At 58.4% G+C, this 25867-nt stretch carries 24 protein-coding genes; 10 read left to right on the forward strand and 14 right to left on the reverse strand.

All coding sequences use genetic code 11. The annotated features are described in order from the left end of the window. Positions 1-95: 95 nt before the first annotated feature. On the reverse strand, positions 96-785 hold the full coding sequence (locus EI185_RS01675) for a Bax inhibitor-1/YccA family protein (RefSeq protein WP_124703382.1): 690 nt from the start codon (positions 783-785) through the stop codon (positions 96-98). 103 nt (positions 786-888) lie between these two features. On the opposite strand from EI185_RS01675, the gene mutS reads away from it, so the two are divergent. Beyond that, complete coding sequence (mutS, locus tag EI185_RS01680; protein ID WP_370685751.1) at positions 889-3438, forward strand: DNA mismatch repair protein MutS; 2550 nt, start codon at positions 889-891, stop codon at positions 3436-3438. Positions 3439-3443: 5 nt separating this feature from the next. On the opposite strand, the gene EI185_RS01685 is transcribed toward mutS, so the two are convergent. From EI185_RS01685 to EI185_RS01720, 8 genes are all read right to left on the reverse strand, one after another. Next, positions 3444-4721, reverse strand: a complete 1278-nt coding sequence (locus EI185_RS01685) for a TolC family protein (RefSeq protein ID WP_124703384.1) — start codon at positions 4719-4721, stop codon at positions 3444-3446. Further along, positions 4718-5029, reverse strand: a complete 312-nt coding sequence (locus EI185_RS01690; RefSeq protein WP_124703385.1) for a DUF3240 family protein — start codon at positions 5027-5029, stop codon at positions 4718-4720. Before EI185_RS01690 ends, EI185_RS01685 begins: the two co-directional genes overlap by 4 nt. Further along, entirely contained in the window at positions 5026-8106 is a 3081-nt protein-coding gene (locus tag EI185_RS01695) for an efflux RND transporter permease subunit (protein WP_124703386.1), read from the reverse strand. Before EI185_RS01695 ends, EI185_RS01690 begins: the two co-directional genes overlap by 4 nt. Before the next feature lies 1 nt (position 8107). Then, the gene (locus EI185_RS01700) at positions 8108-9202 is read right to left on the reverse strand and encodes an efflux RND transporter periplasmic adaptor subunit (protein ID WP_124703387.1); all 1095 of its coding nucleotides are present in this window, start codon (positions 9200-9202) and stop codon (positions 8108-8110) included. Positions 9203-9290: 88 nt separating this feature from the next. Next, entirely contained in the window at positions 9291-9704 is a 414-nt protein-coding gene (locus EI185_RS01705; protein WP_124703388.1) for a hypothetical protein, read from the reverse strand. A 234-nt stretch (positions 9705-9938) separates the two neighbouring features. Further along, positions 9939-12143 (reverse strand): CHASE2 domain-containing protein, encoded by a 2205-nt coding sequence (locus EI185_RS01710; RefSeq protein WP_124703389.1) that lies wholly within the window; start codon positions 12141-12143, stop codon positions 9939-9941. Positions 12144-12151: 8 nt separating this feature from the next. Next, positions 12152-13054 carry a M48 family metalloprotease gene (locus EI185_RS01715; RefSeq protein WP_124703390.1) on the reverse strand — a complete coding sequence of 301 codons (903 nt, stop codon included), beginning with the start codon at positions 13052-13054 and terminating at the stop codon, positions 12152-12154. Then, a complete protein-coding gene (locus EI185_RS01720; protein ID WP_189836233.1) occupies positions 13054-13596 on the reverse strand; it encodes an SH3 domain-containing protein in 543 nt (180 codons plus the stop codon). The genes EI185_RS01715 and EI185_RS01720 overlap by 1 nt, the downstream gene beginning before the upstream one ends. A gap of 105 nt (positions 13597-13701) precedes the next feature. On the opposite strand from EI185_RS01720, the gene EI185_RS01725 reads away from it, so the two are divergent. The 5 genes from EI185_RS01725 (at position 13702) to tal (ending at position 17712) form a co-directional block, all read left to right on the forward strand. Further along, positions 13702-14496 carry an MlaE family ABC transporter permease gene (locus tag EI185_RS01725; RefSeq protein ID WP_124703392.1) on the forward strand — a complete coding sequence of 265 codons (795 nt, stop codon included), beginning with the start codon at positions 13702-13704 and terminating at the stop codon, positions 14494-14496. Positions 14497-14573: 77 nt separating this feature from the next. After that, complete coding sequence (locus tag EI185_RS01730) at positions 14574-14951, forward strand: P-loop NTPase family protein (RefSeq protein WP_124703393.1); 378 nt, start codon at positions 14574-14576, stop codon at positions 14949-14951. Then, on the forward strand, positions 14948-15895 hold the full coding sequence (locus EI185_RS01735) for an MlaD family protein (protein ID WP_124703394.1): 948 nt from the start codon (positions 14948-14950) through the stop codon (positions 15893-15895). The genes EI185_RS01730 and EI185_RS01735 overlap by 4 nt, the downstream gene beginning before the upstream one ends. Beyond that, positions 15892-16584, forward strand: coding sequence for a hypothetical protein (locus tag EI185_RS01740; RefSeq protein WP_124703395.1), 693 nt, complete (start codon positions 15892-15894; stop codon positions 16582-16584). Before EI185_RS01735 ends, EI185_RS01740 begins: the two co-directional genes overlap by 4 nt. A gap of 51 nt (positions 16585-16635) precedes the next feature. Next, a complete protein-coding gene (tal, locus tag EI185_RS01745) occupies positions 16636-17712 on the forward strand; it encodes a transaldolase (RefSeq protein ID WP_124703396.1) in 1077 nt (358 codons plus the stop codon). A 31-nt stretch (positions 17713-17743) separates the two neighbouring features. Here the strand turns inward: tal and EI185_RS01750 are convergent, their stop codons facing one another. Beyond that, positions 17744-17986, reverse strand: a complete 243-nt coding sequence (locus tag EI185_RS01750; protein WP_124703397.1) for a hypothetical protein — start codon at positions 17984-17986, stop codon at positions 17744-17746. A 22-nt stretch (positions 17987-18008) separates the two neighbouring features. Here EI185_RS01750 and EI185_RS01755 point away from each other — a divergent pair, with 22 nt between their 5' ends. The 4 genes from EI185_RS01755 to EI185_RS01770 all read left to right on the forward strand — a co-directional run bounded on the left by EI185_RS01755 (position 18009) and on the right by EI185_RS01770 (position 20118). After that, the gene (locus tag EI185_RS01755; RefSeq protein ID WP_124703398.1) at positions 18009-18533 is read left to right on the forward strand and encodes an SCP2 sterol-binding domain-containing protein; all 525 of its coding nucleotides are present in this window, start codon (positions 18009-18011) and stop codon (positions 18531-18533) included. A 252-nt stretch (positions 18534-18785) separates the two neighbouring features. Further along, positions 18786-19241: a universal stress protein gene (locus tag EI185_RS01760; RefSeq protein ID WP_124703399.1), complete on the forward strand. Its 456-nt coding sequence runs from the start codon at positions 18786-18788 to the stop codon at positions 19239-19241. Positions 19242-19326: 85 nt separating this feature from the next. Continuing rightward, entirely contained in the window at positions 19327-19779 is a 453-nt protein-coding gene (locus EI185_RS01765) for a universal stress protein (protein WP_124703400.1), read from the forward strand. 66 nt (positions 19780-19845) lie between these two features. Next, entirely contained in the window at positions 19846-20118 is a 273-nt protein-coding gene (locus EI185_RS01770; RefSeq protein ID WP_124703401.1) for a hypothetical protein, read from the forward strand. 62 nt (positions 20119-20180) lie between these two features. Here EI185_RS01770 and EI185_RS01775 read toward each other — a convergent pair whose 3' ends face one another. The 4 genes from EI185_RS01775 to glgC are packed head-to-tail and all read right to left on the reverse strand — an operon-like array spanning position 20181 to position 25790. Further along, positions 20181-20672 (reverse strand): FKBP-type peptidyl-prolyl cis-trans isomerase, encoded by a 492-nt coding sequence (locus tag EI185_RS01775; RefSeq protein ID WP_124703402.1) that lies wholly within the window; start codon positions 20670-20672, stop codon positions 20181-20183. A gap of 23 nt (positions 20673-20695) precedes the next feature. Beyond that, positions 20696-22705, reverse strand: a complete 2010-nt coding sequence (locus EI185_RS01780) for an alpha-amylase/4-alpha-glucanotransferase domain-containing protein (protein ID WP_124703403.1) — start codon at positions 22703-22705, stop codon at positions 20696-20698. 47 nt (positions 22706-22752) lie between these two features. Continuing rightward, on the reverse strand, positions 22753-24459 hold the full coding sequence (locus tag EI185_RS01785) for a glycoside hydrolase family 57 protein (RefSeq protein WP_124703404.1): 1707 nt from the start codon (positions 24457-24459) through the stop codon (positions 22753-22755). 47 nt (positions 24460-24506) lie between these two features. After that, positions 24507-25790: a glucose-1-phosphate adenylyltransferase gene (gene glgC, locus EI185_RS01790; protein ID WP_223247609.1), complete on the reverse strand. Its 1284-nt coding sequence runs from the start codon at positions 25788-25790 to the stop codon at positions 24507-24509. Positions 25791-25867: the final 77 nt, after the last annotated feature.

Here is a 25867-nt window from a genome sequence, read left to right on the forward strand (position 1 = left end):
GCTTAAGGCTTACGTTTTTCGTGGGCAAGATCAGTTTACGGGTAGCCATAAAAAAAGGCGCACCGAAGTGCGCCTTTTTCGTCAAACCAGGCGTGTCAGTCACGATTGCCGGAAAATGCCATCAGCAAATTCAGCAGATTGACAAAGATGTTGTAGATATCCAGGTAAAGCGCCAGCGTCGCCATCACGTAGTTGGTCTCGCCGCCATTCACTATCCGGCTCACGTCATACAATATATAACCCGAGAAAATCATGATGGCAATGGCCGAAATCGCCAACGATGCGGCCGGTATATGGAAGAAAGCGTTTGCCAGCGAAGCGATCACCAGCATCACCAGTCCCACGAACAGGAACTTGCCCATGAAGCTGAAATCTTTCTTGGTCACCGTGGCGATGCCGGCGAGCGTGAAGAAAATCACGCCCGTTCCACCCGCAGCCATGCCGATCAGTTGCGCGCCGTTCCGGAAGTGCAGCGCCGCCTGGAGTATCGGGCCCAGCATCAAGCCGAACAGGAAAGTCACGCCCAGCAGCAGCATCACGCCCAGGCTATTGTTGCGGTTCTTCTGGATGCCGTAGAACATGCCGAACATCACGGCCAGCATGCCGACCATGGACAGCACCGGATGCACCGCCATGAAGGAAAAATTCAGGCTCAGGCCCATCCACGCGCCGATCACAGTCGGGATCATGGTCAGGCTCAGCATCATGTAGGTGTTGCGCAGGACTTTGTTTTGCGCCAGCGCCAGTTGCGTGGACTGGCTGTTCATTTGCAGATCGGGTTGCATGTTTCACCTCCGTTTATCAGTACACACTGATACAGACTAGCCGACGTGGCATTAAGTTGCAAACACTATTAGGATCATGGCGCCGGCACGGTAAAATATGGCCATGAATGCACCCGCCGCCCATACCCCGATGATGCAGCAATACCTGCGCATCAAGGCTGAACACCCCGATATGCTGCTGTTTTACCGCATGGGGGATTTTTACGAACTGTTTTATGAGGACGCCGCGCGCGCATCGCAGTTGCTGGGAATTACCCTGACCACGCGTGGCGCGTCGGCAGGTACGCCGATCAAAATGGCGGGGGTGCCATACCATGCGGCCGAGCAATATCTGGCGCGACTGGTGAAACTGGGGCTGTCTGTCGCCATCTGCGAACAGGTGGGCGACCCGGCGGCCAGCAAAGGCCCGGTGGAGCGGCGCGTGGCGCGGATTGTCACCCCAGGCACGCTGACCGATGCAGCGCTGCTCGACGACCATCGCGACAGCCTGTTGCTGTCGATATGCGCCGAGCGCGACACGCTGGGACTGGCGTGGCTGAACCTATCCAGCGGCAGCCTGCGGGTGGCTGAAATCCCCGCCGCGCAACTCGCGGCCGAACTGGAACGCATTCGCCCCGCCGAACTGCTGGTGGCGGAAGGGTTTTCCCATCCTGCATTGGCGGCTTACCCGGCGTTGCGCACCCTGCCCGCCTGGCAGTTTGACAATGAACGCGCTGCCGAACTACTTACCCGGCAATTCGGTACGCACGACCTGCAGGCATTCGTTTGCGAGCAGATGTCCGCAGCCATTACCGCCGCCGGCGCCTTGCTGCAATACGCGCAGGCCACCCAGCGCGGTGTGTTGCCGCATATCAATGGGCTGACGGTCGAAAGCCAAAGCGAATTCGTGTTGATGGATGCCGCCACCCGCCGCAATCTGGAAATCTCCGAAACCCTGCGCGGCGAGACCAGCCCCACCCTGCTGTCACTGCTCGACACCTGCGCCACCAGCATGGGATCGCGCCGGCTGCGCCACTGGCTGCACCATCCGCTGCGCGATCGCAGCGTATTGCAACTGCGCCAGGATGCGATCAGCCGCCTCGTGGATGATGCGCACGGCCGCAACCAATTGCACCGGCTACTGCAAAACTGTGTGGATATCGAGCGCATCGGCGGCCGCATTGCGCTGGCCAGCGCACGCCCGCGTGATTTGTCCGGCCTGCGCGATACCCTGGCCTTGTTGCCGGAAATCGGCACTCAATTGGCGCAATGGGACAGCCCGCTGCTGGCAGCCGCCGCGACTGCCTGCACGCCGCAACACGCGATGCACGAACTTCTCGCCCGCGCCATCCGCCCGGAACCAGCCAGCATCATCCGCGAAGGCGGCGTGATTGCCGACGGCTACGATGCCGATCTGGACGAACTGCGCGGTCTGCAAACCCACAGCGGCGAGTTCCTTATCGCTCTCGAAGCGCGCGAACGCGAACGCAGCGGCATCGCCAATCTCAAGGTCGAGTACAACAAGGTGCACGGCTTCTATATCGAGGTGAGCCGCGCCCAGGCCGACAAGGTGCCGGACGATTACCGCCGCCGCCAGACGCTGAAAAACGCCGAACGCTATATCACGCCGGAACTGAAAGCCTTCGAGGACAAGGCGCTGTCGGCCTCCGAGCGCGCGCTGGCGCGGGAAAAACTGCTCTACGAAGCGCTGCTGCAGGCGCTGCTGCCCGGCCTGCCCGCGCTGCAGGCCCTGGCTGCCGCGCTGGCCGACCTGGACGTGCTGTGCAGCCTGGCGCAACACGCCCAGACGCTGGGCTACTGCGTACCGCAATTCACCGATGAAGCGGTGATCGAGATTTGCGGCGGACGCCATCCGGTGGTGGAGTCGCGCATCGACGACTTCATCCCCAACGACACGCTTCTGTCGCGCACGCGCCAGATGCTGCTGATTACCGGCCCCAACATGGGCGGCAAATCCACCTACATGCGCCAGACGGCGTTGATCGCGCTGCTCGCCTGCTGCGGCAGTTTTGTGCCGGCGGAGAGTGCGCGCATCGGACCAATCGACCAGATTTTTACCCGTATCGGCAGTTCGGATGACCTGGCCGGCGGGCGTTCCACCTTCATGGTGGAAATGACCGAGACCGCACATATCCTGAACAACGCCACCGACAACAGCCTGGTGCTGCTCGATGAAATCGGACGCGGCACCTCCACCTTTGACGGCCTTGCGCTGGCCTGGGCGGTGGCACGCCAGCTGGCGGAAAAAACCCGCGCCTACACCCTGTTCGCCACGCATTATTTCGAGCTCACCCGGCTGCCGCTGGAATGGCGCCAGATCGTCAACGTGCACGTCGAAGCCGTCGAACACAAGGACCGGATCGTGTTTCTGCACAGCGTGAAAGAAGGCCCGGCGAGCCAGAGTTACGGCCTGCAGGTAGCGGCGCTGGCGGGCGTGCCGGGCAGCGTCATCCAGGCCGCGCGCAGGCATCTGGTGACGCTGGAACAGGGCGCCACGCGCAACGACCTGCAGCCCGACCTGTTCGCCGCAGCCGAGCTTAAAACCGCAGCGCACCCGGTGCTGACGCAGCTGGCGCAGATTGAACCGGACAGCCTGAGCCCGAAGGCTGCGCTGGAGGCGCTCTATCAGCTCAAAAGCCTGCTGGCCGAGTAATCTCCTCAGCGCGGCATCGGCGCTGCACCCTCCGCATCCGCATCCGCATCGATGGGCCACAAGGTATGCGTATCCAGCAGCAGCCGGTAGCGGGCTTCAGCCGCGTCCAGACGGGCACTGATGGCGGCAAGCTGGGCCTCCTGCATCTGGCGGCGCGCAGTCAGCACATCGGACAGACCGCTCTCGCCCATGCTGTAGGCCCGGGCAATCAGATCCGCGTTATTGCGCATGGCGGTTGCCGCTTGCTCCGCTGCCTGCCATGCCTGATAGGCAGACTGTGCAGTCAGCCAGCTGTTTGCGGTTTCCGTTTTGACTTTGGTCAGCACGCCGGCTTCTCGCTCTGCCGCCACTTCGCTACTCGCCAGCGCGCTCGCCTGGCTGGCAGCACGCCCCGCGCCCGGCAGCGGAATCGTCACATTCACGCCGATCAGCCGCTCAGCTCCACCGCGTTCCGAGCCGTAACGGATGCCCACGGCAGGATCCGGCAATCGGTCGGCCTCACTGCGTGCCAGCAGCAGGCGGCTGTGTTCGGTCTCGCCGCGCGCCAGGGATAGTTCATGATTATCCGCCAGCACCAGTTGCTGCCAGTAATCGAGACCTTCGCTCACCGGTATGGGTTGCGGCAGCACAGGCGCCGCAGGCAGCGGAATGGAAGGGTAGCGCTGGGTCAACTCATTCGCAGCAATGGTTGCGCGCTGGTGCGCCAGGGCGAGCTGCGCCTCGGCCTGGGACAATGCCGCCTGGGCCTGCAACTGTTCCAGCCGGGCAGCATCTCCCGCCTTGATGCGCTTTTCCACCACGGCGAGCTGATCGCGCAACAGTCCGACCTGGGTCTGCCACTGTTTTTCCTGGTTGAACTCACGCAACCAGACGAACCAGGACTTTAGCAACATGCGCCCTGATTCATGCAGCGCATCGCCATAAACCACGCGCGCCTGGGACATGCCTTGATCGCCCAGCTCGCCGTCTATGCGGGATTTCCCCGGCAGGCGCAGGCTGCGTTCCAGCCCCACGCTCCATTCGGAAAACTGTTCCGAAGGCACATTCACTTGGCGCTGCGCGGCATCAACGCGCACATTGGTTTCGTAGCTGCCGGCGCGCAAACGGCTGCGATCGGCTGACGCCACGCCAATGCTGGTACGCGCGGCGCGCACCATGGGGGTGTTTTCCAAGGCCTTTCTTACCTCGAACAAGGGTGGCAAGTCGGGGTAATTCTGAAAGGTTTGCGCCACAGATGAAAAGGGTAGCGCTGCAATCAGCACAGCCAGTAAATACGGTTTCATACAAATCTCCCGAATTCTTGCACATCCATCATCCAGTAAGCCACTTCCGGATGCGGCCAGTTGGCTTTCAACAATGCCAGCAACTGCACGGCGTCGGCATGCTGCATCACCGTATCAATGCGGACGCGCCGGGCGCGGCCGCGCACCTCCTCAGCTGCTGTGGTAATCATCTGCGATTGCCCATGACCGCTGACTTCCATGCTGGTAAAGCCGCTTACCCATTCGGGGTGTTCCAGCAGGGTATCGAGCACCGCTTCTTCCAGCGCCACGGGCAGGATCAGGGTGAGTTGGGTATAGGTATTGCTCATGTGAGTTTCTCCGTGCGCGCAACGCCGAAGCGCCGATAAAGGATGGGCAGCAGCACCAGGGTGAGCAACGTGGAAGTGACCAGTCCGCCGATCACCACGATGGCGAGCGGCTTCTGGATTTCCGACCCCGGCCCGCTGGCGAACAACAGGGGCACCAGGCCGAAGGCGGCGATCATCGCAGTCATCAGCACCGGGCGCAGGCGGCGCCGCGCGCCCTCCACCACCACGTCATTCAGCGCCATGCCCTCACTGAGCAGCTGATTGAAATAAGTCACCAGCACCACGCCGTTCAATACGGCGATACCCAGCAGCGCGATGAAACCCACCGATGCCGGTACCGACATGTATTGCCCGGAAAGCCATAGCGCGAACACGCCGCCGATCAGCGCAAACGGCACGTTGGTCAGCACCAGCAACGCCTGCCGCACCGAACGGAAGGTAGCGAACAACAACAGGAAAATCGCCCCCAGCGCGACCGGCACGACAATGCCCAGCCGTTTGGCAGCGCGCTGCTGATTCTCGAACTGGCCGCCCCACACCGTGGTGTAACCGCTAGGCAGCTTGATCTTGGCGGCCACTGCCTGCTTGGCGTCATCCACAAAACCGACCAGATCACGGCCGCGCACGTTGGCCTGCACAACAACAAAACGTGCGCCGTTTTCGCGATCCATCTTGACCGGCCCGTCGGTATGGCGCAGCTGTGCCACGTCACTCAGTGGAATGCTGCGGCCATCCGGCAAGGTCAGCCGCAGCGACTCGAACAGCGCCGGAGAGGCGCGCACGTCCTCTGCTCCCCGCAATACCAGCGGCGTACGGCGCACGCCTTCCAGCACAATACCCAGCTGTTTACCTTCGAGCTGGATGCGCAGGTCGTTCTGAATATCGTCCGCATTAAGACCGAAGCGTCCGGCCGCCAGACGATCCACCTTGATTTGCAGGAATTGCACGCCTTCGTTCTTGGTCGTGATTACATCCTGCGCACCGGGGATGGTTTTCAGCACGCCCTCAACCTCGCCTGCCAGACGATTCAGCGTGTCAAGATCAGGGCCGAAAATCTTCACTGCGAGGTCGCCGCGCACACCGGTCAGCATCTCCGATACGCGCATTTCAATCGGCTGGGTAAACGCGATGTTGATGCCGGGGAAATCCTGCATGACCTTGCGTATCTGGTCGGTGAGCCACTCCTTGTCCGGCTTGCGCCATTGATCGCGCGGCTTCAGAACCAGGAACGTATCGGTCTCGTTAAGTCCCATCGGGTCCAGACCCAGTTCGTCCGAGCCGGAACGCGCCACGATTCCCTTCACTTCCGGCACGCGCGCCATGATCGCCCGCTCCACGCGCAGGTCGGTGTCCACGGTCTGCTCCAGACTGATGGAAGGCAGTTTCTGCAGTTGCAGAATGAGGTCGCCCTCGTCCATCACCGGCATGAAGGTCTTGCCGATCAGCGTGTAGACGCCGACCGTCGCCAGCAATGCAACCAGCGCCACGCCAATGACGATTCTGGCATGCGCCAGCGACCAGTCCAGACTCGGCCGGTACATCGCCATGGCTTTACGCACCAGCCAGGGATCCTTGTGGGCTCCCTGCTTGAGCAGCCAGGACGCCAGCACCGGGATCACGGTGAGCGACAACAATAATGAGGCGGACAGCGCAAACACGATGGTCAGGGCCACCGGTACAAACAGTTTGCCTTCCAGGCCCTGCAGGGTGAGCAGCGGGAAAAACACGATAATGATGATGAAAATACCCGAAGCCACCGGCGTCACCACTTCGCGCACCGCGCGATAGATCACATGCAGCTTGGGCAGTTTTTTCGCGGCGCTATCATGGGCCAGATGGGTGACAATGTTTTCCACCACCACCACGGCGGCATCCACCAGCATGCCGATGGCGATGGACAAGCCACCCAGGCTCATCAGGTTGGCCGACATGCCGAACTGGCGCATGAGGATGAAAGTGGCCAGTGCCGCCAGCGGCAACACCATCGCCACGACGACAGCCGCCCTGAGGTTGCCCAGGAACAGCACCAGCAGAATCAGCACCAGGATAATGGCTTCGCCAAGCGCATCGGATACCGTGGAGATGGCGCGCTCCACCAGACTGCCGCGATCATAAAACACCCGGATTTTGACGCCGGCAGGCAGGGTTTTTTCGATCTCGGCCAGTTTCGCGCGTACCCCCTGCACAACCTGTTGCGCATTGGCACCGCGCAGCCCCAGCACCAGACCTTCCGCCGCTTCACCCTTGCCGTCCTTGGTTACCGCGCCATAACGCGTCAGGCTGCCGATGCGCACAGTGGCGACGTCGCCAACGCGTACCGGGATACCGTCACGGTTCGTGACGACGATATTGCGCACATCATCCAGCGTCTTGATGGCGCCCTCCACCCGCACCACCAGCACTTCCTCGCCCGCCCTCAGGCGTCCGGCACCGTCGTTGCGGTTGTTCATCTCCAGTGCCTGTTGCAGATCGGACAAGCGCACGCCGCGTGCGGCGAGTTGCGCGTTATCCGGCGCCACCTCAAAAGTGCGCACCAGACCGCCCAGTGTATTGACGTCCGCCACGCCGGGCAGGGTGCGCAGTTGCGGACGTATCACCCAATCCAGCAACGAGCGACGCTCGGCGAGCGAGAGCTTGCCGCCTTCCACCGTAAACATGTACATCTCACCCAGCGGCGTAGTGATCGGCGCCAGGCCGCCGGTCGTCCCGACTGGCAGACTGGCCTGGACATTGCCCAAGCGCTCCGCCACCTGCTGGCGCGCCCAGTAAATGTCGGTGCCATCCTCGAAATCAATGGTGATATCCGCCAGCGCATACTTGGAAATGGAGCGCAACATATGCTGTTTGGGAATGCCCAGCATTTCCGTTTCGATGGGCGCAACAATCCGCGCCTCCACCTCTTCCGGGGTCATGCCGGGCGCCTTCATGATCAACTTCACCTGGGTCGTGGATACATCGGGAAAAGCGTCGATCGGCAGGTTCTTGAACGCCACGGCGCCCGCACCGATCAGCAGCAACGTGAGCACCGCGACCAGCAGGCGCTGGGTCAGCGAAAATTCGACGAGTTTGTTTAGCATCTCATTCTCCGCCTTCCCCGCCTATTCCCATCCATACCGCCTTGACTTGCGCGACACCTTGCACCGCGACTTGCGCGCCGTTCTTGAGTGCGCCTTCTACCCGCGCGGTATCGCCGCTTTGTCCAAGCACCCTGACCGCTACCGGGGTGAAGCCCTGGGCACTCCGCACGAATACATAGGATTTACCTTGCTGCATGGCGACCGCGGCTGCCGGAACCTGCCAACCGCTCGCTGCGCTCTGCGCAATACGCGCCTCTACCGCCTGACCCGCCATCAGTCCATTCAGATCGCCGCGCACTTCGACGCGCACGCTCACGGTCTGACTCGTCGACGCTGCACGCGCCACCGACAGCACACTGCCCCTCGCATTTCTGCCGCTGAGCGTAACCACCTCACCCGGCCGAATGGCGGCGGCATCCTTGGCGGGGACGCTGATCTCCAGCCAGAGCGGGTCCAGTTTCGCCACCTTGAACAGCGCTGTGGCGGAGTCGACACGCTGACCCGGGGTAGCCGTCACCTCCAGAACCACACCGGAAATCGGCGCCACCAAAGTGATTTCCGCGCTCGTCGCGTGCCCGGCTTCCATCTGCCGAACCAGACTCTCCGGCACACCCAGCATACGCAGCGACTGGCGCTGTTCGACCAGCATCGCATTGGCGCCCAGATAAGCTGCACGCGTCGCCTGCTGGCGTGCGGCAGAAATAATGCCGTCGGCCAGTAACTGGTCGTCGCGCTTCAGATTTTGTCGTGCGAGTTGCGCCTGGACGGCGGCCTGTACCAGATTGCGCTGCGCTTCGGCAAGGCCGGGACTGGCAAGTCGCGCCAGCGGTTGACCGGCCTTGACGGTGTCGTTGCTGGCGACCAGTACGCTGCTCACCAACCCCATCATGGGTGCAGCCACCACGCGCATCTGACCGGCAGGCACACTCACCGTGGCCGGATAGGGTACGCCCTGCGTGTTGGCTGCGACGCTGACAGCCGCTGTTCGGATACCCAGGGTTTGCAGCTGCGCCGCACTCATGACGATATTGTTCGCGGCGTGCGCCGTCAGCGCGAATGCCAGGCACAGGCCGGCCGCCAAATATTGGAATTTCATGTTAGTCCTTTGATGATGTGGCAATACGACACGCGCAGGCGCGTCAAATCAATTTGAAAAAATACGAACGCAAGGCGCCCTGAATTGATTAGCCGAGATGTGCGCCAGGCGGCGCATGAGGGGGAGGGAGCAAATATAAACCAGAGGGATGGGGCGCAATTTCCGCCAAAAACGGAAAGGATGGGGGTGCAGTGGCCCGAGGCAAGGTGAAGGCCGCCGCGACGACTCCCAGTATGGGCGAGCTAACGGCCATTTCGCCCTTGTCATCCTTGTCGTTCTTGCCGGCGCTCTCCATGCCGATGGCAGTCGATTCATCTGCATGCAAATGCAGCTGATGTACCCCGGCGTCCAACTTGTTATGCGTCTGCTCGAGTTCCAGCCCATCGATGTGTATCTTGTGCGGCATTGAAAATTCAAGCACATGGGCGTGCAGCAACGGCGCAACGCCTTGCAGCAGCGCGAGCAACATGACCAGGATGAAGTTATTCCACGAACGAGACATGGTCTAAATAATAAGTTACTTGTTTACGAATCACAAGAAATAATTTATCCGATGGAGATTACGGCCAGAAGACATGCCCTTCTCCCAATTTAGAGGATGCTGGACCACTACCGATGTGCTGCAAGAACTTCCCTGGAAGCCTGTTTGCGCCCTGGCTTCAGGGTGGTGTAATCGTTGCGCAAGACGCTAGGGAGACATCAGTTCAGCCCTCTGCAATCTCGTCCGTGTTGTCTTTCATTTCGCTTCATAGATCCATACGCCGTCCCAATCTGCACCGGGCGGATTGTCGCGCAGGTGCGCAAGACGTTCGAGATACAGGGCGTAGAGTTTCGAAGGATGCTCGTTTTGCAGCTCATTCAGGATCGCTTCGGCTTCATCCCAACGCTGGGCGCGGTACGCGGCCAGCGCGCTGGCGAAACGTTGCGCAGCGGCAAGCGTGGCAGCGTCCACCTGGCCTTGCAGTCCCAGCGGCTGGAAAATGGCAACCGGCTGTTCTTTGCCTTTGACACGCACCAGATCAAGTTCGATGAACACCATCTCCGGCAGTGCGGCGCGCGTACCCTCGCCTACCGCTACCGGTGCCGCATAGAATTTGGTAATGCCTTCCAGGCGCGAAGCGAGGTTGACCACGTCGCCCATCACCGTGTAGGCCATGCGGAATTGCGAGCCCATGTTGCCCACGCTGACCCGGCCGGTGTTGATGCCAACCCCCACATGTAACTCAGGCCAGCCTTTGGCAACGAAGGTTTTGTTGAGCTCGGTCAGCGCAGTTTGCATTTCCATCCCGGCCAGCACGGCGTCGCGGGCATGGTGGGGATTGTCAATCGGCGCGCCCCAGAATGCCATGATGCAGTCACCCATGTATTTGTCGATGGTACCCATGCGATGGTGGATCACCTGGGTCATGGCACCCAGGAATTCGTTGAGCAAATCGGATAACTGCTGCGGGGTAAGGCTCTCGGAAATCGTGGTGAAGCCGCGTACATCGGAAAACAGAATGGAAAGTTCCTTGCTCTCGGAACGCATGTTGAAACGCGACGGATCCTGGCTCATTTCGTCCACCAGTTCAGGCGGCACATACTGTCCGAACAGCCCGGTAATCTGGCGTCTGGCGCGCGTTTCGGCAAAAAATCCCCACGCCATGTTGAGCAGCATCAGGCCCAGGATCAGCACCAGCGGCGTGGCCAGCGGAAACACCAGCTTGTGCTGCCACGCCCAGTAATTGCCTGCCACTACAAGCGCAGCCAGTGTCAGAGACAATGCTGCGCCGCGCACCGGGGTCAGGCGCGGCAGTATCAACGCCAGTAATATGCCGAGCGCGCTCAGCACGGCCAGGGTCAGGTCGTGCGCGTAAGCCGGCGCATAGCGGATGGTGTCGTCGAGGATGCCGGAAATCAGGTTGGCGTGGATTTCCACGCCGGGGTAGCTGCGCGCCACCGGGGTGACGCGCAGATCGAGCAGGCCGGGAGCGGTGGTGCCAACCAGCGCGATGGTGTTTTCCAGTTCGGCCGCAGGGATGCGCTGCGCCAGTATGTCGGCGGCGGAATAATAACGGTAGCCGGGATAAGCGCGATACGGCACATACGCCGCACCCCGGCTGTCCACCGGCACGCGCAGGCCGTCGGCGACCAGTTCCAGATGGGTATAATGCGCTCCAGCGTCGGCGACGCGCTGATAGTTCAGGGTCGAGCCAAACGCGGTACGCAGTGTGGCGAGCGACAACGCTTCATAATCCGCACCCTGGTATTTCTGCAGCATGGACATGCGCCGGGTAACGCCATCGAAATCCGCCAGCATGTTGAAAAACCCGCCGCTCGCTGCGTTTGCCTGCAAGGCAGGCAGATTGCCGCCATAACCCTGATTGCTGATGAAATTCGCGTCCTGCCCTGCCATCGCCCCGGCCGCAAATGCCGGTTTTGGCAACACGCCCGAAGTCTCGGCGTAAGGCGTGAAATAGTAGCCCAGCACTACCGGTCCCTTGTGCAGGGATTCGGCAAACTGGCCATCGAAATCCAGCAATGGCCGTGCATTCTGGAGGGCAGTGGCAAAACCCGGATTACCCTTGAGGCGGGTGGCGGCGAGTTTTTCCAGTGCGGGCAAACCAGAGCTGGTATCAGGTTCGGCAAATACCACGTCGAACCCCACTGCCGCGACGCTATAGTGCTCAAACAAACGCTTCGTCAGCTCGGCCAGCTTGTCGCGCCCCCACGGCCAGCGCCCGACTTCTTTCAGGCTCTTTTCGTCGATATTCACAATGACCACACGCGGATCAACCGTGTGCGGCATGGTGAGCAGAAGGCGCGCATCGTAGGCCCAGGCTTCGAGGCGATCAAGCAAACCGAGCTGCACGCTGCCCTGGCTGGCAAGCACCAGCAACAGGGTAAGCAGCAGGCTAACAACGGTGCGCGGTAACGCGCGTTTGAACTGGGCGAACTGCATCCAGACGATTAACGGATCCGGTAGAACCGGTCTTTGACTTCCTTGCCTGGCGCGAGGTTATCAAAACGAGTGCCGATCGCATCGCCCAGCCTGGATAAGCGTTCGGCCGGTGCCGGGTGGGTTTTGAACAGCAGCGCAACGCGGCTGTCATTCGGTGCCGTGTGGCCGATCTCTTCCAGAACTGCAGGTAGGCCGTAGGGTTCATAACCGGCGCGTGCAGCGAGCACCACGCCCATGCGATCAGCGGCAAACTCGGCATTCTTATCGAGCCCGCGCGCAACGATTTCAGCACCGCTACCGATCAGCTTCTGTACCGCCGCCTGATCTTTCGCCTGCTTCCCGAGGTACTGTGCGCCGAGGTTGAGCAACTGAGTCTGCTGCAGAATCTTGAGTTGATCCTTGTGCACGACGTGGCTGATTTCGTGCGCAAGCACCCCGGCCAGTTCCGCCTCGCTATTGAGCTTCTGATACAGCCCCTTGGTGACAAATACATACCCGCCGGGGGCTGCGAAAGCATTGATGTCGGTCGTATCGATTACGCCGAAATGCCAGGGCAGGTCCGGGCGATCACTCTGCAACGCGACCCAGCGCCCCACTTCGTTGACGTAGCGCTGCAGCTTGGGGTCCGGCACCAGCGGTGCGGCGCCGAGCAAATCGCCGGCGATCTGGCGCCCGATGCGGATTTCATCATCCGTCGAGGTTTTTGAGAACGCCCCCAGAACGGTAGCCGCCGTATTGTCCTGCGTACTGGTCGAGTTGCCTGCCTCACCCGGATTCGTTTGCCGGAGCTCGGTTTGTTGCGGCGCAACCTGTTTGCGCAGCTCTTCTTTCAACAAGTCCTGCCAATCTGCCTGTGCAGCGCTGGCGGCAAACAGGGTCCCGATCGCAATGATCAATATGGATTTTTTCATTACTGCACCTCCCAGGAATTACTGCTGTTTGCACCGTTTGCTCTGGACGGATCCGGCAAATACGCGACAGCCTGACGGGTAAGCCGTGCCTGGCCGGCAAACTGGCGCGCCGCACCTGCAGAAACCGAATAGGATGTGAGATCCTGGATACCACGTTCGCTATATTTCGCAGTCTTGAGTTCTTCTTCGTTGAGCCCGCGCACGCCTGCCGTCGCCACGATATTACCGGGGCGACGCTGACCTGCCCGCGCCAAGCCCGCCAGATCCGACGCTGCATTCCCGCCGCCGCCCACGCTGCTGCGCACCGAGAACATGCGCACCCAGCCACGCGTACGTCCGCTGGTCACTTCCACCCAGCCACCCTGGCGCGTTACCACTGTTACCTGGGTGCCGCGCGCCACTTTACCTACCGAGGCACTGCGCACTGCGGGTTTGGAATACAGGGTTTCATCCTTGATCAGCACGCCGCCCGCTGCCGCAGATGCGAGCGAGGTGCATAGCATACTGATCAGCAATAACCATTTTGCCTGTCTGATTTTCATCTTCATGATCTCCTTAACGGTTGACCATTCTAACCTCATACCAGTGTACTTGCGCATGGTAACCTTGCAACCCATACTTGCCCTGTTCGATAATTTTTTTAGACAATGAACGTGCTGGTTACCAGGATCGAAACCATCGGGAATGCTGTGATTACGCGCCTGCGGTCTGCCGCTGCGCTGGTCGATTTCGGCTGGCGTTTGCTGACTGTGGCGCTTAATCCACGCACTTACGACAGCGCCACGCGCTGGATTATTGTCAAACAGATTTATTTTACGGCGGTGCAGGCGCTGCCCATATATATGGCCTACTCGCTGGTCATCAGTGCAGTGATTATCCAGATCATGGTGACCGTGGCGCGCAATTTCGGATTGTCGGAGTATGTGCCTGGACTGATCGTGGGTTTCCTGGTGATGGAGTTGCTGCCGTTTTTATCAGTGCTGTTCGTAGCCCTGCGCTCGGGAGCGGCAATCAATACTGAAGTCGCGCTGATGCATGTCAACGACGAACTGACGGCATTCGAGCATGCACATATTGATCCCATCCGTTATGAATTCATGCCGCGCGTGGTGGGTGGGGTTCTGTCGGTACTCGCGCTGACCGGCCTGTCGGTGCTTACGGCACTGGGGGTGGCCTTTTTCGTGATTTATGGCTTTGAACCGGTGAATTTCCCCGCGTATTCGCGTGCCATCGCCCATCTTCTGGCGTTTCCGCTGGTGTTCTGGCTGGTGCTCAAGACCACGCTGTTCGGGTTAAGCGTGACGCTGATACCGATCAAAACCGGGCTGGAAATTCCAAAACGCCTGTTTCTGGTGCCGGTAGCGGTACTCAAGGGCATGATGCGGGTATTCTTTGCCATCGTTCTGATCGAGGTTGCATCATTAGCTTTCAAATACATATAGATTGGTGCGCAGACGAGGCTGCACGACACGCCCGGCTGGCAGCGCTACTGGGCGATCAGGGCGACGCTTGTGCGCTGGTGTCACCAGAATTGCCGTTGCGGGTGAACCTGACTGCGCTGGAAAACATCGCGCTGATCAAGCAATACCATCTCAACCTGTCCTGGACACAAGCCAGTGTGGACGCACAGCAACTGCTGGATCAATGCGGGCATGGCGATGTCGCGATGAAGCGCGATGAAGACCTCACACCCACGCAGCGCTTTGCCGTCAAAATGGCGCGCGCAATGATGCTTGCACGACCGCTGCTGGTAATAGATCGACCCGCCGAGCTGTTGGCGGATACGCCCTATCCGAAGTTGCTGGTCACCATGCTGGGCAGCCTGGCCAACAAGCTTCCCGATCACCAGATACTCGATTACGATTGGAACAAACCCTTATATCAGGGCGAGACATGAACACATCCATACAATTCAAAACAGGCCTGTTTCTAGTCTTCTTTACCATTTTGAGTACGGCCGCGCTGCTCTATCTGTTGTATGCACGCGGCACCTTTGAAAAAGAATCGCACTTCACGCTCCTTTCTGCCGATGCCACCGGTGTTGAGGCAGGCACACCCATTGTTTATCGCGGCATTGCCATTGGCAGGGTGACGACAGTGTCCCTGAGTGATCTTGGTCTGGCGCTGGTGGCGATAACCATACCCGAGCGCGAGCACCGCTGGTTACGGACCTCCAGCGAGTTCACGCTCGACAAGCCCCTGGTGGGCGCCACCGTGATACGTCTTGATACGTCCACTCTGGATGACCCCCGGCTCGCCAATAACGCTATTGTTCCGCTCATACTGAACCCACCGCTGGATGTGCCGGCGCTGGTGGCCAAGGTCAACGGCATCCTCGATCAGCTGGGCGGCGTGAGCAAAAACCTGGCATACATCACGCGCAAGAACGGCGAAATCGATACCGCGCTGGTCAATGTCAAGACCATTACCACACAGATGTCCGGTAAATACGGCGTAGCGCAAGGCCTGTTGGGCAGCGAGCAGAACGCTCAGGTGCTGATGGATGCGCTCAACAATACGCGCAAGCTGACCGCAAATCTCGATGCCCTGTCAAAAAAACTGGATACCTGGGCGTTTTCCCAAGGCGGGGTAGCGGACAAGGCCGACCAGTCGCTGGCGCAAATCCAGGCCATGCTGAACGACCTGCACGTGAGCCTGAAAAAGCTGGATTCAATTCTGGTCAACGTCAACGGCCTGAGCGCCAATCTCAAGGATGGCACCGATGACCTCGGACAACTGCGCGGACAAGTGGACGAAGCAGTAAGCAAGGCCAATCAGCTCATCACCAAAATCAACCGCATCCTGCCTTCCTCCAGACCCGGCGAGGTGAAGTTGCCATGAAAATCGTCTTCATCCCGATTTTGAGTTTGCTGCTCGGCGCATGTGCCGGCCAGTCTGCGCCTGACTGGCAGTACGATGCGCAAACTGCGGCCACGCGCTATACGCAACACTACCTGGCTGGGGATGTAAAACTCGCTGAGACCAGCTTTACCCAGGCGCGTAGCGCCGTCGCTGCAACGGGGGATATAGCCGCAGTCGGGCATATCGAATTGTTACGCTGCGGACTTCACGTCGCGTCCCTTGATTTTGCGCCATGCACCGGCTACACCGAACTCGCGGCTATCCGTACCACGCCCGCGGATAACGCTTATGCCAGGTTCATCAGCGGTAACTGGCAAGGGATCGATCCCAAATTAGTGCCCGCACAATATGGCACTCTGATGGGAGCTGCCAACCTGTCCCAGGCCAATATCAATCAGAACATAGTGGCGATTGCCGATCCGGTTTCGCGCCTGGTCGCCACCGGCATCATGGTCAGACGCGGGCAGTTCGATGCGGCCACCTTACAGGCCGCCGTAGATGTCGCTTCAAAACAGGGCTGGCGGCGTCCCCTCCTGACTTATCTGGGCTTGCAGGAAAAACAAGGCGGTGATGCAGCAACACTTGCCATCATCGCCGCACGCATCCGTCTGGTGGAACAGTCCATGATGCGGCCAGCGGCGAAACCGGCTGCTGACACAACGAAGTAACCACGACAGGCTATATTGAGGAGACATCCCGATTATTTGGAGAACCCGGCAATGAATCCACTGCGCATACTCAATCAGTCAGGTCAGTCAATCTGGCTGGACAATCTCTCCCGCACCCTGCTGCGCGAAGGCGGCCTGCAACAACTCATCGAAAATGACGGCATTTCCGGGGTGACCTCCAACCCCAGCATATTCCAGAAAGCACTCGCCGAAAGTCCTTACTACCACGACGATCTGGCACGCCTCAAAGCCAGTGAAGCGGATGCGGAAAAACGCTATGAAGCGCTGGTTGTTCCCGACATTCAGGCAGCTTGTGACCTGTTGCTGCCAAGCTTTCAGCGCAGCCAGGGCGTTGATGGCTATGTCAGTCTCGAGGTGTCGCCACATCTGGCCCATGACAGCGCCGCCACGATTGCCGCCGCGCAACGCCTGCGCGCCACGGTGAACCGCCCCAACCTGTTGATCAAGATACCGGGCACAGCGGCCGGCCTGGTCGCGTTTGAGCAGCTGATTACGGCAGGTGTCAGCATCAATATCACCCTGCTGTTTTCGCTGCGCCAGACCGTGCGCGTGTTCGAGGCTTACATTCGTGGTCTCAGGCAACGTCTGGCACAGGGCAGCGATCTGCGCAATGTCAAAGCCGTTGCCAGCCTGTTCCTGTCGCGCGTGGATACCCTGGTGGATCAACGTCTCGCGACAATTGACAGCGATGCTGCGCAAGCCCTGACCGGACGCGCGGCGCTGATCACCGCCAAGCTCGCCTACCAGCGCTATCAGGATATTTTTCATGGTGCCATGTTTGCGGATCTGGCGCATGCAGGCGCCCGCCCGCAGTATCTGCTATGGGCCAGCACCGGTACCAAGAATCCGGCCTATTCAGACGTGAAATATCTGGAAGCGCTGATCGGCACGGAAACCATCAACACCGTACCCGATGCCACGCTGGCGGCGTTTCGCGATCACGGCCGCGTCGAGTTAACATTGACCAACGCAATCGCCGCCGCCGAGGCCGACTATATTGCACTGGAAAAAATCGGTATTGATCTGAATGTCGTGGGCGAGACCTTGCAAGTGGACGGGTTGAAACTGTTTTCCGACGCCTATGACAAGGCGCTTGCATCCAGCTGATCGGGCTGGCTCCTGAATTCGTATGGCTGGTTCAAACTACCGGAAGCGCCGCTTTTCCCTTCACCGCCCGGGTGATTTTTTCAAGTCCGGTCCACGCTATTAATGGCGTGTCGGGCACGCAATGTATCACCTGAGGTGGGCACCAAATTACCGCATTGATAATTGTGTAGACAGGCGCAAAGACAAGTTTGACAGGCATGGTTGAAGCGGGTAAGTTTTTGCCTTCGGTGGCAGCCAATAACGACAACCCCGAATCATCATTCCAACTATTCATACATAATCAAGGAGACACACACATGCATGCAGGATTGAAACAACTCGTTGCCTTGTCCGGTTTCGGTTTAGCCATGCTTGCAGGTCAGGTACACGCAGCGCCGGTCATGATGTCTGCCGAATGGGCCGCCCAGGCCTGCGAAGCCTGGAATAAGGACGCCACCCTGACCACCGGTCTGGCCGGAAAATGGATTAAAAATGACCATGGTCACGGCTTCAAGGTCATCCAGATGTACCGTACTGACTGCGAAGGCAGCCCATACGTAGAAATGCGCATTGCCGACAAAGGCGGCAAGGCCATGTGCATTTACGGTGGCAAACTGGAAACAGCCAAACTCGATTCCAGCGTGGATTACCTCATGCATGCGACGACTGAGCGCTGGAAGGAAATGGGGGCCGGTGAATACGGTCCGATGAAAGCCATGATGTTTGGCCGTCTAGAATTCTCGGGCCCAAAACTCGAGGCCATGGGCGTGATGGGACCGTTCGGCAGTTTCCTGATGCTGGTTGGAAAGGTGCCTTCCGATACGGCCAGCTGTCCAAAATAATTAATTGCAATAAGACTAAAAGCCCCCGAGTTCGGGGGCTTTTTTATTGCTTATGCCCGATTCGACTGAACTTGACGGCGTTTAATCACATAGCCCTGCAAGCTGTTTTCTGCGGCATGTCTACGTTCCACTATACTGAATCAACCGCCGCAAAAACAACCGTTCCATTCCGGAGTTTTTGTCGGGATGCGGATGGTATTTCGCGTGTAGGCAGTAGCTTGCAGCGTATTTTCCATAGAGGAAGGAGGAAGGATGTACACACACATTCTAGTGGCAGTAGACGGCAGCAACACATCCAGACTGGCGTTGGCTGAGGCGATTAAACTTGCACACAAGCAGAAGACGCAGGTGCGATTGATTCATGTGATTGACCAAACCATGAGTGCCTATGAGGCGCGTGGCTGGGTGGGTGCTGGGGCCGCATTGGAAGCTCTGTTGAAGGCAGCGCAGGAAGCAGGGGTCAAGGTTCTTGAGGAAGCTTCCAGAATCTGCCGGGAGGCAGGCCTGGACATCCAAACGGCAATGCCAAAGACCGTCGGCGCAGGCATTGCGGACATCCTTCTTGAGGAGGCCGGACGCTGGCCAGCGGATCTGATCGTCCTGGGAACCCATGGACGGCGAGGCATTCAACATCTGATGCTGGGCAGCGTAGCCGAAGGGGTTATGCGTCGCGCAAAGATACCCGTTCTGCTAGTCCGGGGATCGTGATTGTCGTGCGGATGGCATGTTGGCCGATTCCGCCATCGAAGATGCCAAGAATTTAAACGATGTATTCACAGAGGATTGAATGCAAATGGATGCCTATAAACACATTCTGGTAGCGGTGGATGGGAGCGATACTTCGAATCGTGCGGTTGAAGAAGCGATCAGGCTGGCTGCGGAAATGCAGGCTGAGCTGCGCATTGTGCATGCCGTCGACGAGGCGGCGCTGAATTGGGATACCGGATATGCGGATTTTGGCGAAATTCGGGAATCCTATCGCAAATCCGGCGCGGCAATTCTCGATCGCTCGGCGGCAGCGGCGCACGAAGCTGGGCTCAAGGCTGACGCAAAGCTGTTGGAGAGCGATAGTGTTAACCGCCGCGTCAGCGAAATAATCGCGCAGGAGGCCACGGCCTGGCCGGCGGATCTGATCGTGGTTGGCACCCACGGGCGGAGAGGGTTCAGCCATCTGCTGCTGGGGAGCGTAGCGGAAGGGATCGTCCGTGTTGCCATCAAACCGGTCCTGCTGGTTCGCGCAAAATAGAACAACGCATTTTGGACGTTTCTTTTCATTCCAAAGGAAAACTGGCTGCACCTGCCTCTGGCGCAATTGCAGACGCTGATCTACGTCATGCTGGTGTTTACCGGACAAGATAATGTGTACCTGGTCCGCGAGCGACGTCATTTCTGGCAATCCCGGCCCGGCTGCTGGCTAGTGCTGGTCTCCGTCCCGGACATTGTCCTGATGAGCGTACTGGCAACCCGGGGTATTCTGATGACGGCAACAAGCCCTGCGCTGGTCGGGGGGGCTGCTGGTTTTGTTGTATCTGGTAGCGGTGGATTTCCTGAAGATACGCATCTTCAGGTATTTTTCTTTTTCTAATGTACGCTAATTACTCGGCAGAATGCACAGCACGGTTTAATTGACCCTGTAATAGGGGAGGTTCAATGCAGCCTCGGCGCGCTGGCATCTTCCGGCCGACCGTTGGCAATTTCTTCTGCAGTCGCATCGCGTATATCCACGATATTGACGATGAAGCGCACGGTCTGTCCGGCCAGCGGATGGTTTCCATCCACGGTGAGCTTGCCGTCCTCGATTTTTGTCACGCGAAATTCCTTGCTCTCGCCAGTGTCGTTTTCAAAACTCACCGCTGCGCCAACGTGGCGAAACTGCGGCGGCACGTTCTCGATGCTGTCGGTATAGGTAAGCTCAGGCTGATGCTGTCCAAAACCGTCTGAAGGAGGAAGTACCACCTCCACCCGTTCGCCTTCCTCATGCCCTGCCAGCGAGATTTCGATTTTCTCAAACAATCCGCTATTGGCACCGTGCACATAACCGATGGGCACATCATACTGCTCGAACACCGCTCCATTCTGGTCAATGATGCTGTAGGTGAGATAGACCACCTTATTCTTTTCGACGGTTTTTTTATGCATAAACGACTCCGGTTAGATAGCAATCAAACAGGGGATATGATCAGGCTGAGTTCCATCTGATTTTCTCCTGTGGGGAGTTGCCAGTCCAGTTGCAATGTCACAGCCTGCATGATTTTCTCAAATCCGGCTTCAGATTGCGATACCGTAAACAGAGGATGTGCTGTAAATCCGGCTGGCTGGCTCAGATTCAGCGATACGCTTCCCCCCAGCACTTCATCTTCCAGCCTGATTTGATCCATGCTTTCCACTGTCAGCGGCTGGCCGAATCCCCCGGCAATCTGGTCATCCAGCACAAAGCGGCCCGCCGGCCCATCGCAACTGGGCATGGCCAGATTCATTTCGATGCTGAATTGGCCATGCAGATTATCGGGAAACTGGTAAACCACCTTCAGCTGTCCGTCCAGCATGACAATATGTTTGTGTAGAGCACCTGCACTGGTCTGGGCAACAAAGCTCAGACTATCGTCGGTACTTGCCTGCAGCACAAAATCCAGCGGCACTACACCTTCAGCGGTATGCAGCGCGTCCCTGAAAAGCGTACGTCCCGACGTATCGTAGGCCAGATCGTCCTGCGTCACAACGTGCTTGAAACTGATGCGATCATGGGCGGAGCTGATGCCATCGCCGTGTTGCGCAGCAACAGCATCGTTGATCAAGGTTTTGTGGTGATAATGCTCCGGCTGACGGCGCAGGGTATCGCCAAAATTGTGATGCAGACGATAAGCATCCAGTTCGATCACACTGGCGCTGCCATCCAGTCTCACTACCGCCTGCATAGTCGAGTTGTGCAGGAACATCTCATCGTTGCCATCCATATCCACATCTTCGCGCAACAGCGCCGGGCGTGGCAAAACACCGTCCAGCAGCTGTTCCAGTTCGACGATGGCGTGATACACAGCGCGGCGCAGGTGCGGCAAGTACAGCCCGCCAAACAAACCATGCCAGTAGGCATCGTTGGCCTGGGCTTCATGCAGCAACACCTGCATGCGCCCGCTTGCCTGTTGCGCCGGCAGCGCGTGCAGACGTTGTGACAGGCTTAGCATACGTTTGTGCATCCAGTTGGATTCGGGATACACCGAGAAAAAGTTTTTCCAGATACCGCCGCGCAGAAAGGCTTTCTCCCCATCGAAACGACCGCCCGCCTTGCTCGCAGCAATCAGCTCTGCATAGCGCGTTGCAACATGCTCAGGCAGCGTCCATTCGTTCATTTCAATGTACGAGGTAGTCGGTAAATACACGACGCCCTGGGTCCTGGTGCGCGCATGATGTTCGCTAAAAGTTTCGGTACGAATAATCTGCGAGGCCAGCACGCCTTCAATAAACTGGGTCAGCCAGCCTTGTTCGAAAACCCAGGCGTAAGTCTCCGGCCAGATACCGAATTTTTCAATGTCATCAAAATAAATAGCTGCCGCTTCGCCGGTTTTGGCCAGGGATTCGATATAGGCAACCGCCTCATGCGCGGGTGCGAACGGCAGTCGATACCGCAATGCCTCGGAAATCGGATAAAGATCCAGGCGACGGCCATCTTCCTCAGTTGAAAAAAAACCGTCGAGCTTGTCTGCATCCTGACCGGCGCAAAGAAAATGATAGTCGTCCACCGTGACGTAACCAACACCGGCATCCGCCAGCGCCGGCACTACGGTCGCTTCCCATACCCGCTCGGTCAGCCAGGCACCCTGCGGGCGCTGGCCGAAGGCAGCATGAAGCCGGTCAGACAAGGCGTTGAGCTGGCTGATGCGGTCGCGATAGGGAATGACCGCCAGTACCGGTTCGGTGTCGCCTGCGCCGACCATTTCCAATTGGCCGCGCGCCACCATTTGTTTGAGCAGCGCCATGTCTTCCGGGTAAACACGCAGCAGATAATCGAGCAGCCAGCCGGAAAAATGCGCAGCAAAACGGAACCCTGGATAACGATACAGGGTGCGGATAAACGGCCCGTAACAGCGCTGGTGAGCGTCATCGAGCACTTCAGTAAAATTACCCACCGGCTGGTGGGCATGTACGCCGAAAAGCAGTGAAATGGTGGGATTCATGGATTAACGTGTCCGGCGTCTTGAATAAGAAAAAGCCTCTGTATGGATCAGGATGCCCGGCGCATGGTGCCTCCCGCCTCCGCTTCGCTGCCTCCATGGCTGATCGGGACGCTTAGCGCTTCCGGCACAGGCAGCTTGAGCAGGTGATAGAGCTGAACCAGATTGGCGCGATACAGGCGATCGAAGCTCTCTACGCTGTGACGCGGGTTGTAGCCGCCAAACCACCAGAACCAGTCCGAACTCTCGCAGTCGCACAATTGCGCTTCGGCGGCGGTTTTTTCTGCTGCGCTCAGCTTGCCGGTTGCCATGACCAGGTCATACTGCTGCTTGGCGCGCGCCAACAGATCCCAGGCACGGTTTTTTTCCGGCACGCCAATCCAGGTCGAAAACGTGCCGTAAACCCAGCTACCCGCTACCAGGTGCGGCAACTCGCCAATTTGCGCGGCATGGGGGTGCTGGACGCGCTCCGCCAGATAGCTGGCAAAGCTGTGGGGATGAATGTCGGGATGATTCTCCAGAGCGGTATATAGTTCATCAAGGAAGAAATAGCCGTTGTAGGGATAGTATTCCCAGGCGTTCTCGCCATCCAGAATCACGCTCACCACCGGGGTTTCGTGCTCCGGAGTCTGATGCAGAATGGCTTCCAGTTCGGCGACGAAATGCTTGACGGCATCGTTGGCATGCCATTTCGAGTATTCAAAACCGATCATGTCGGACAGCTTGTCGTCGCGGAAAAAACACAGTGTCTTGTGCGCGGCCACCCGATAGGGGCGGTAGCGCAACTGGCGCTGGTCGGCGTCCGCAACCTTGGCAGCATGCAGGCTGTTGGACAGCACAGCCTCGCCGCTCGCAGTCCACGCCAGCCCAGCTTCGTCGAACACCCCCAGCAGCGCCGTCGAGATACCGCCTTCAGCCGGCCAAATACCCTGCGGCACAGCACCGAATCGCGCCTTATGACTGACAAGTGCGGAATCCAGGTGACGCCGCACGCGCACCTCACCACCGGGATATACGGGTTCGACGGGCAATTCGCATTGCGGCCAGGCCTCGCGCGCGGCGGCAAAATCCATCAAAACCGGTGCTATCGGATGATAGTGCGGCGTACTGGATATTTCCACCTGACCGGAGGCAGTGAGCTTGCGGTAACGCGGAATCAGGTCGGTCATCACTTCGCCGATCAATTGATACACGCTGCGCCGGTCTGCCAGGGTAAAGCCGCGGCCTTTTTTCATCAGATCCAGCAACCACGGATAGCGACGCCGCACTGTCTCGCCCATCCAGACCAGGTGGTACCAGGTCACCAGATCGGCGAGGTATTGCCCGGAAAGATAATTCAGCGCATCGCTTCCCTGCCGCTCTGCCAGCTGGAACAACTCAGCCAGTTGATGATAGGCGGCATATGGCCGCACCATGGTGACGTGGTTGCAGCGAAAGCAATATTCCAGGATCAGATCGCGTTGCGCTTGCGTGATGTGTGCCAGCTCCGGTTCGATCAGCAATGCAAGCAATGGATCGCGCGGGTTGTTTGCTTTGAACTGGCTGGTGTAGTCTTCCAGCTGGTCGAGCAGAACCGGCACGAAATTACACGTCACCCGCATTAGCGGATGCGCCTCCAGATGCGCCGCCATGTCACTGTAATCCTTGATGGCGTGCAGATAAGTCCAGGGCAGACGGTATTCACCGGTGGCATAGTCACGGTAATCTGGCTGGTGAAAATGCCAGCACAGGACAAGATCAAGACAACGTGTAGTCATAAACAAACCCTGAAAAAAACCATTGCACTGCCTGTTTCGAATTGCGTCTAGCGGATCTGGTGCGGATACTGGCCGAGCATGCCCGGTGTAATCAGCGTAACGCCGTTTTCGGTCACATAAAAACGTCGTTCGTCTTCCGTGCGATCTACGCCCGCCACCATACGCTCAGGTATCTTGCAGCCCTTGTCTATCACACAGCGGCGTAAATAGGCATGTCGACCAATATCAACGTCCGGCAGTATTACCGCATCTTCCACCGTAGCAAAGCTATTGATCTGTACATTGGAAAACAGCACCGAGCGCCGCACCGTGGCACCGCTGATAATGCAGCCACCCGACACCGTGCTATCCATGGCCACACCGCGTCTCTCTTCTTCGTCGAATACAAATTTGGCTGGCGGCAACTGTTCCTGATAGGTCCAGATAGGCCAGTGCGTGTCATACAAATCAAGTTCCGGTGTGATTTTGGCCAGATCCAGATTGGCCGACCAATAGGCTTCTACAGTACCCACGTCACGCCAATAGGGCTCGCCGCCGGGTAAGCTGCCGATGCAGCTGTCTTTGAAACTGTGCGCATATACGCGGTAGCGCGAGATTAAATAGGGAATGATATTGTGGCCGAAATCATGGTCTGAATTGGGATCGTCCGCGTCGCGAATCAGTTGTTCGTAAAGAAAGCTGGCGTTGAACACATATACACCCATGGAGGCCAGTACCCGCTGCGGGTTTCCGGGAATCGTGGCGGGATTTTCCGTTGGTTTTTCAGTGAAATCCAACACACGCCCGTCTTCCCCCACGGTCATGACACCAAACGCATGTGCCTGTTCTATCGGCACCTCGATACACGCCATCGTCATATCGGCTGCATGGCTGACATGGCAGGCCAGCATTTCTCCATAGTCCATTTTGTAAATGTGATCGCCAGCCAGAATCAGCACATGGTCCGGTTCGTGATTTCGCACAATATCCATATTCTGAAACACGGCATCTGCGGTACCCTTGTACCAATTCAGTTCCGAGATCCGCTGCTGCGCTGGCAACAGTTCGATGAATTCGTTGAACTCGCCGCGCAAAAACCCCCAGCCACGCTGGATGTGTTTGATCATCGAGTGTGCCTTATACTGCGTCAGTACACCAATGCGACGGATACCGGAGTTGAGGCAATTGGATAGCGGGAAGTCGATAATGCGGAACTTTCCTCCGAATGGCACGGCGGGCTTGGCGCGCCAGTCGGTTAATTGTTTCAGGCGGGAACCACGACCCCCTGCAAGGATCAGCGCCACGGTATTTTTAGTAAGGCGACTGACAAAACGCGGAAAATCTTTTTGCAAGACAGGCTCCTTTTTTGCTTTATTTGTTGATCGAATGATTACGATCCCCTCATGGCTATAATAGCCCACACCAATGA

Source organism: Sulfuriferula multivorans, from assembly GCF_003851125.1.
Classification (GTDB): domain Bacteria; phylum Pseudomonadota; class Gammaproteobacteria; order Burkholderiales; family Sulfuriferulaceae; genus Sulfuriferula; species Sulfuriferula multivorans.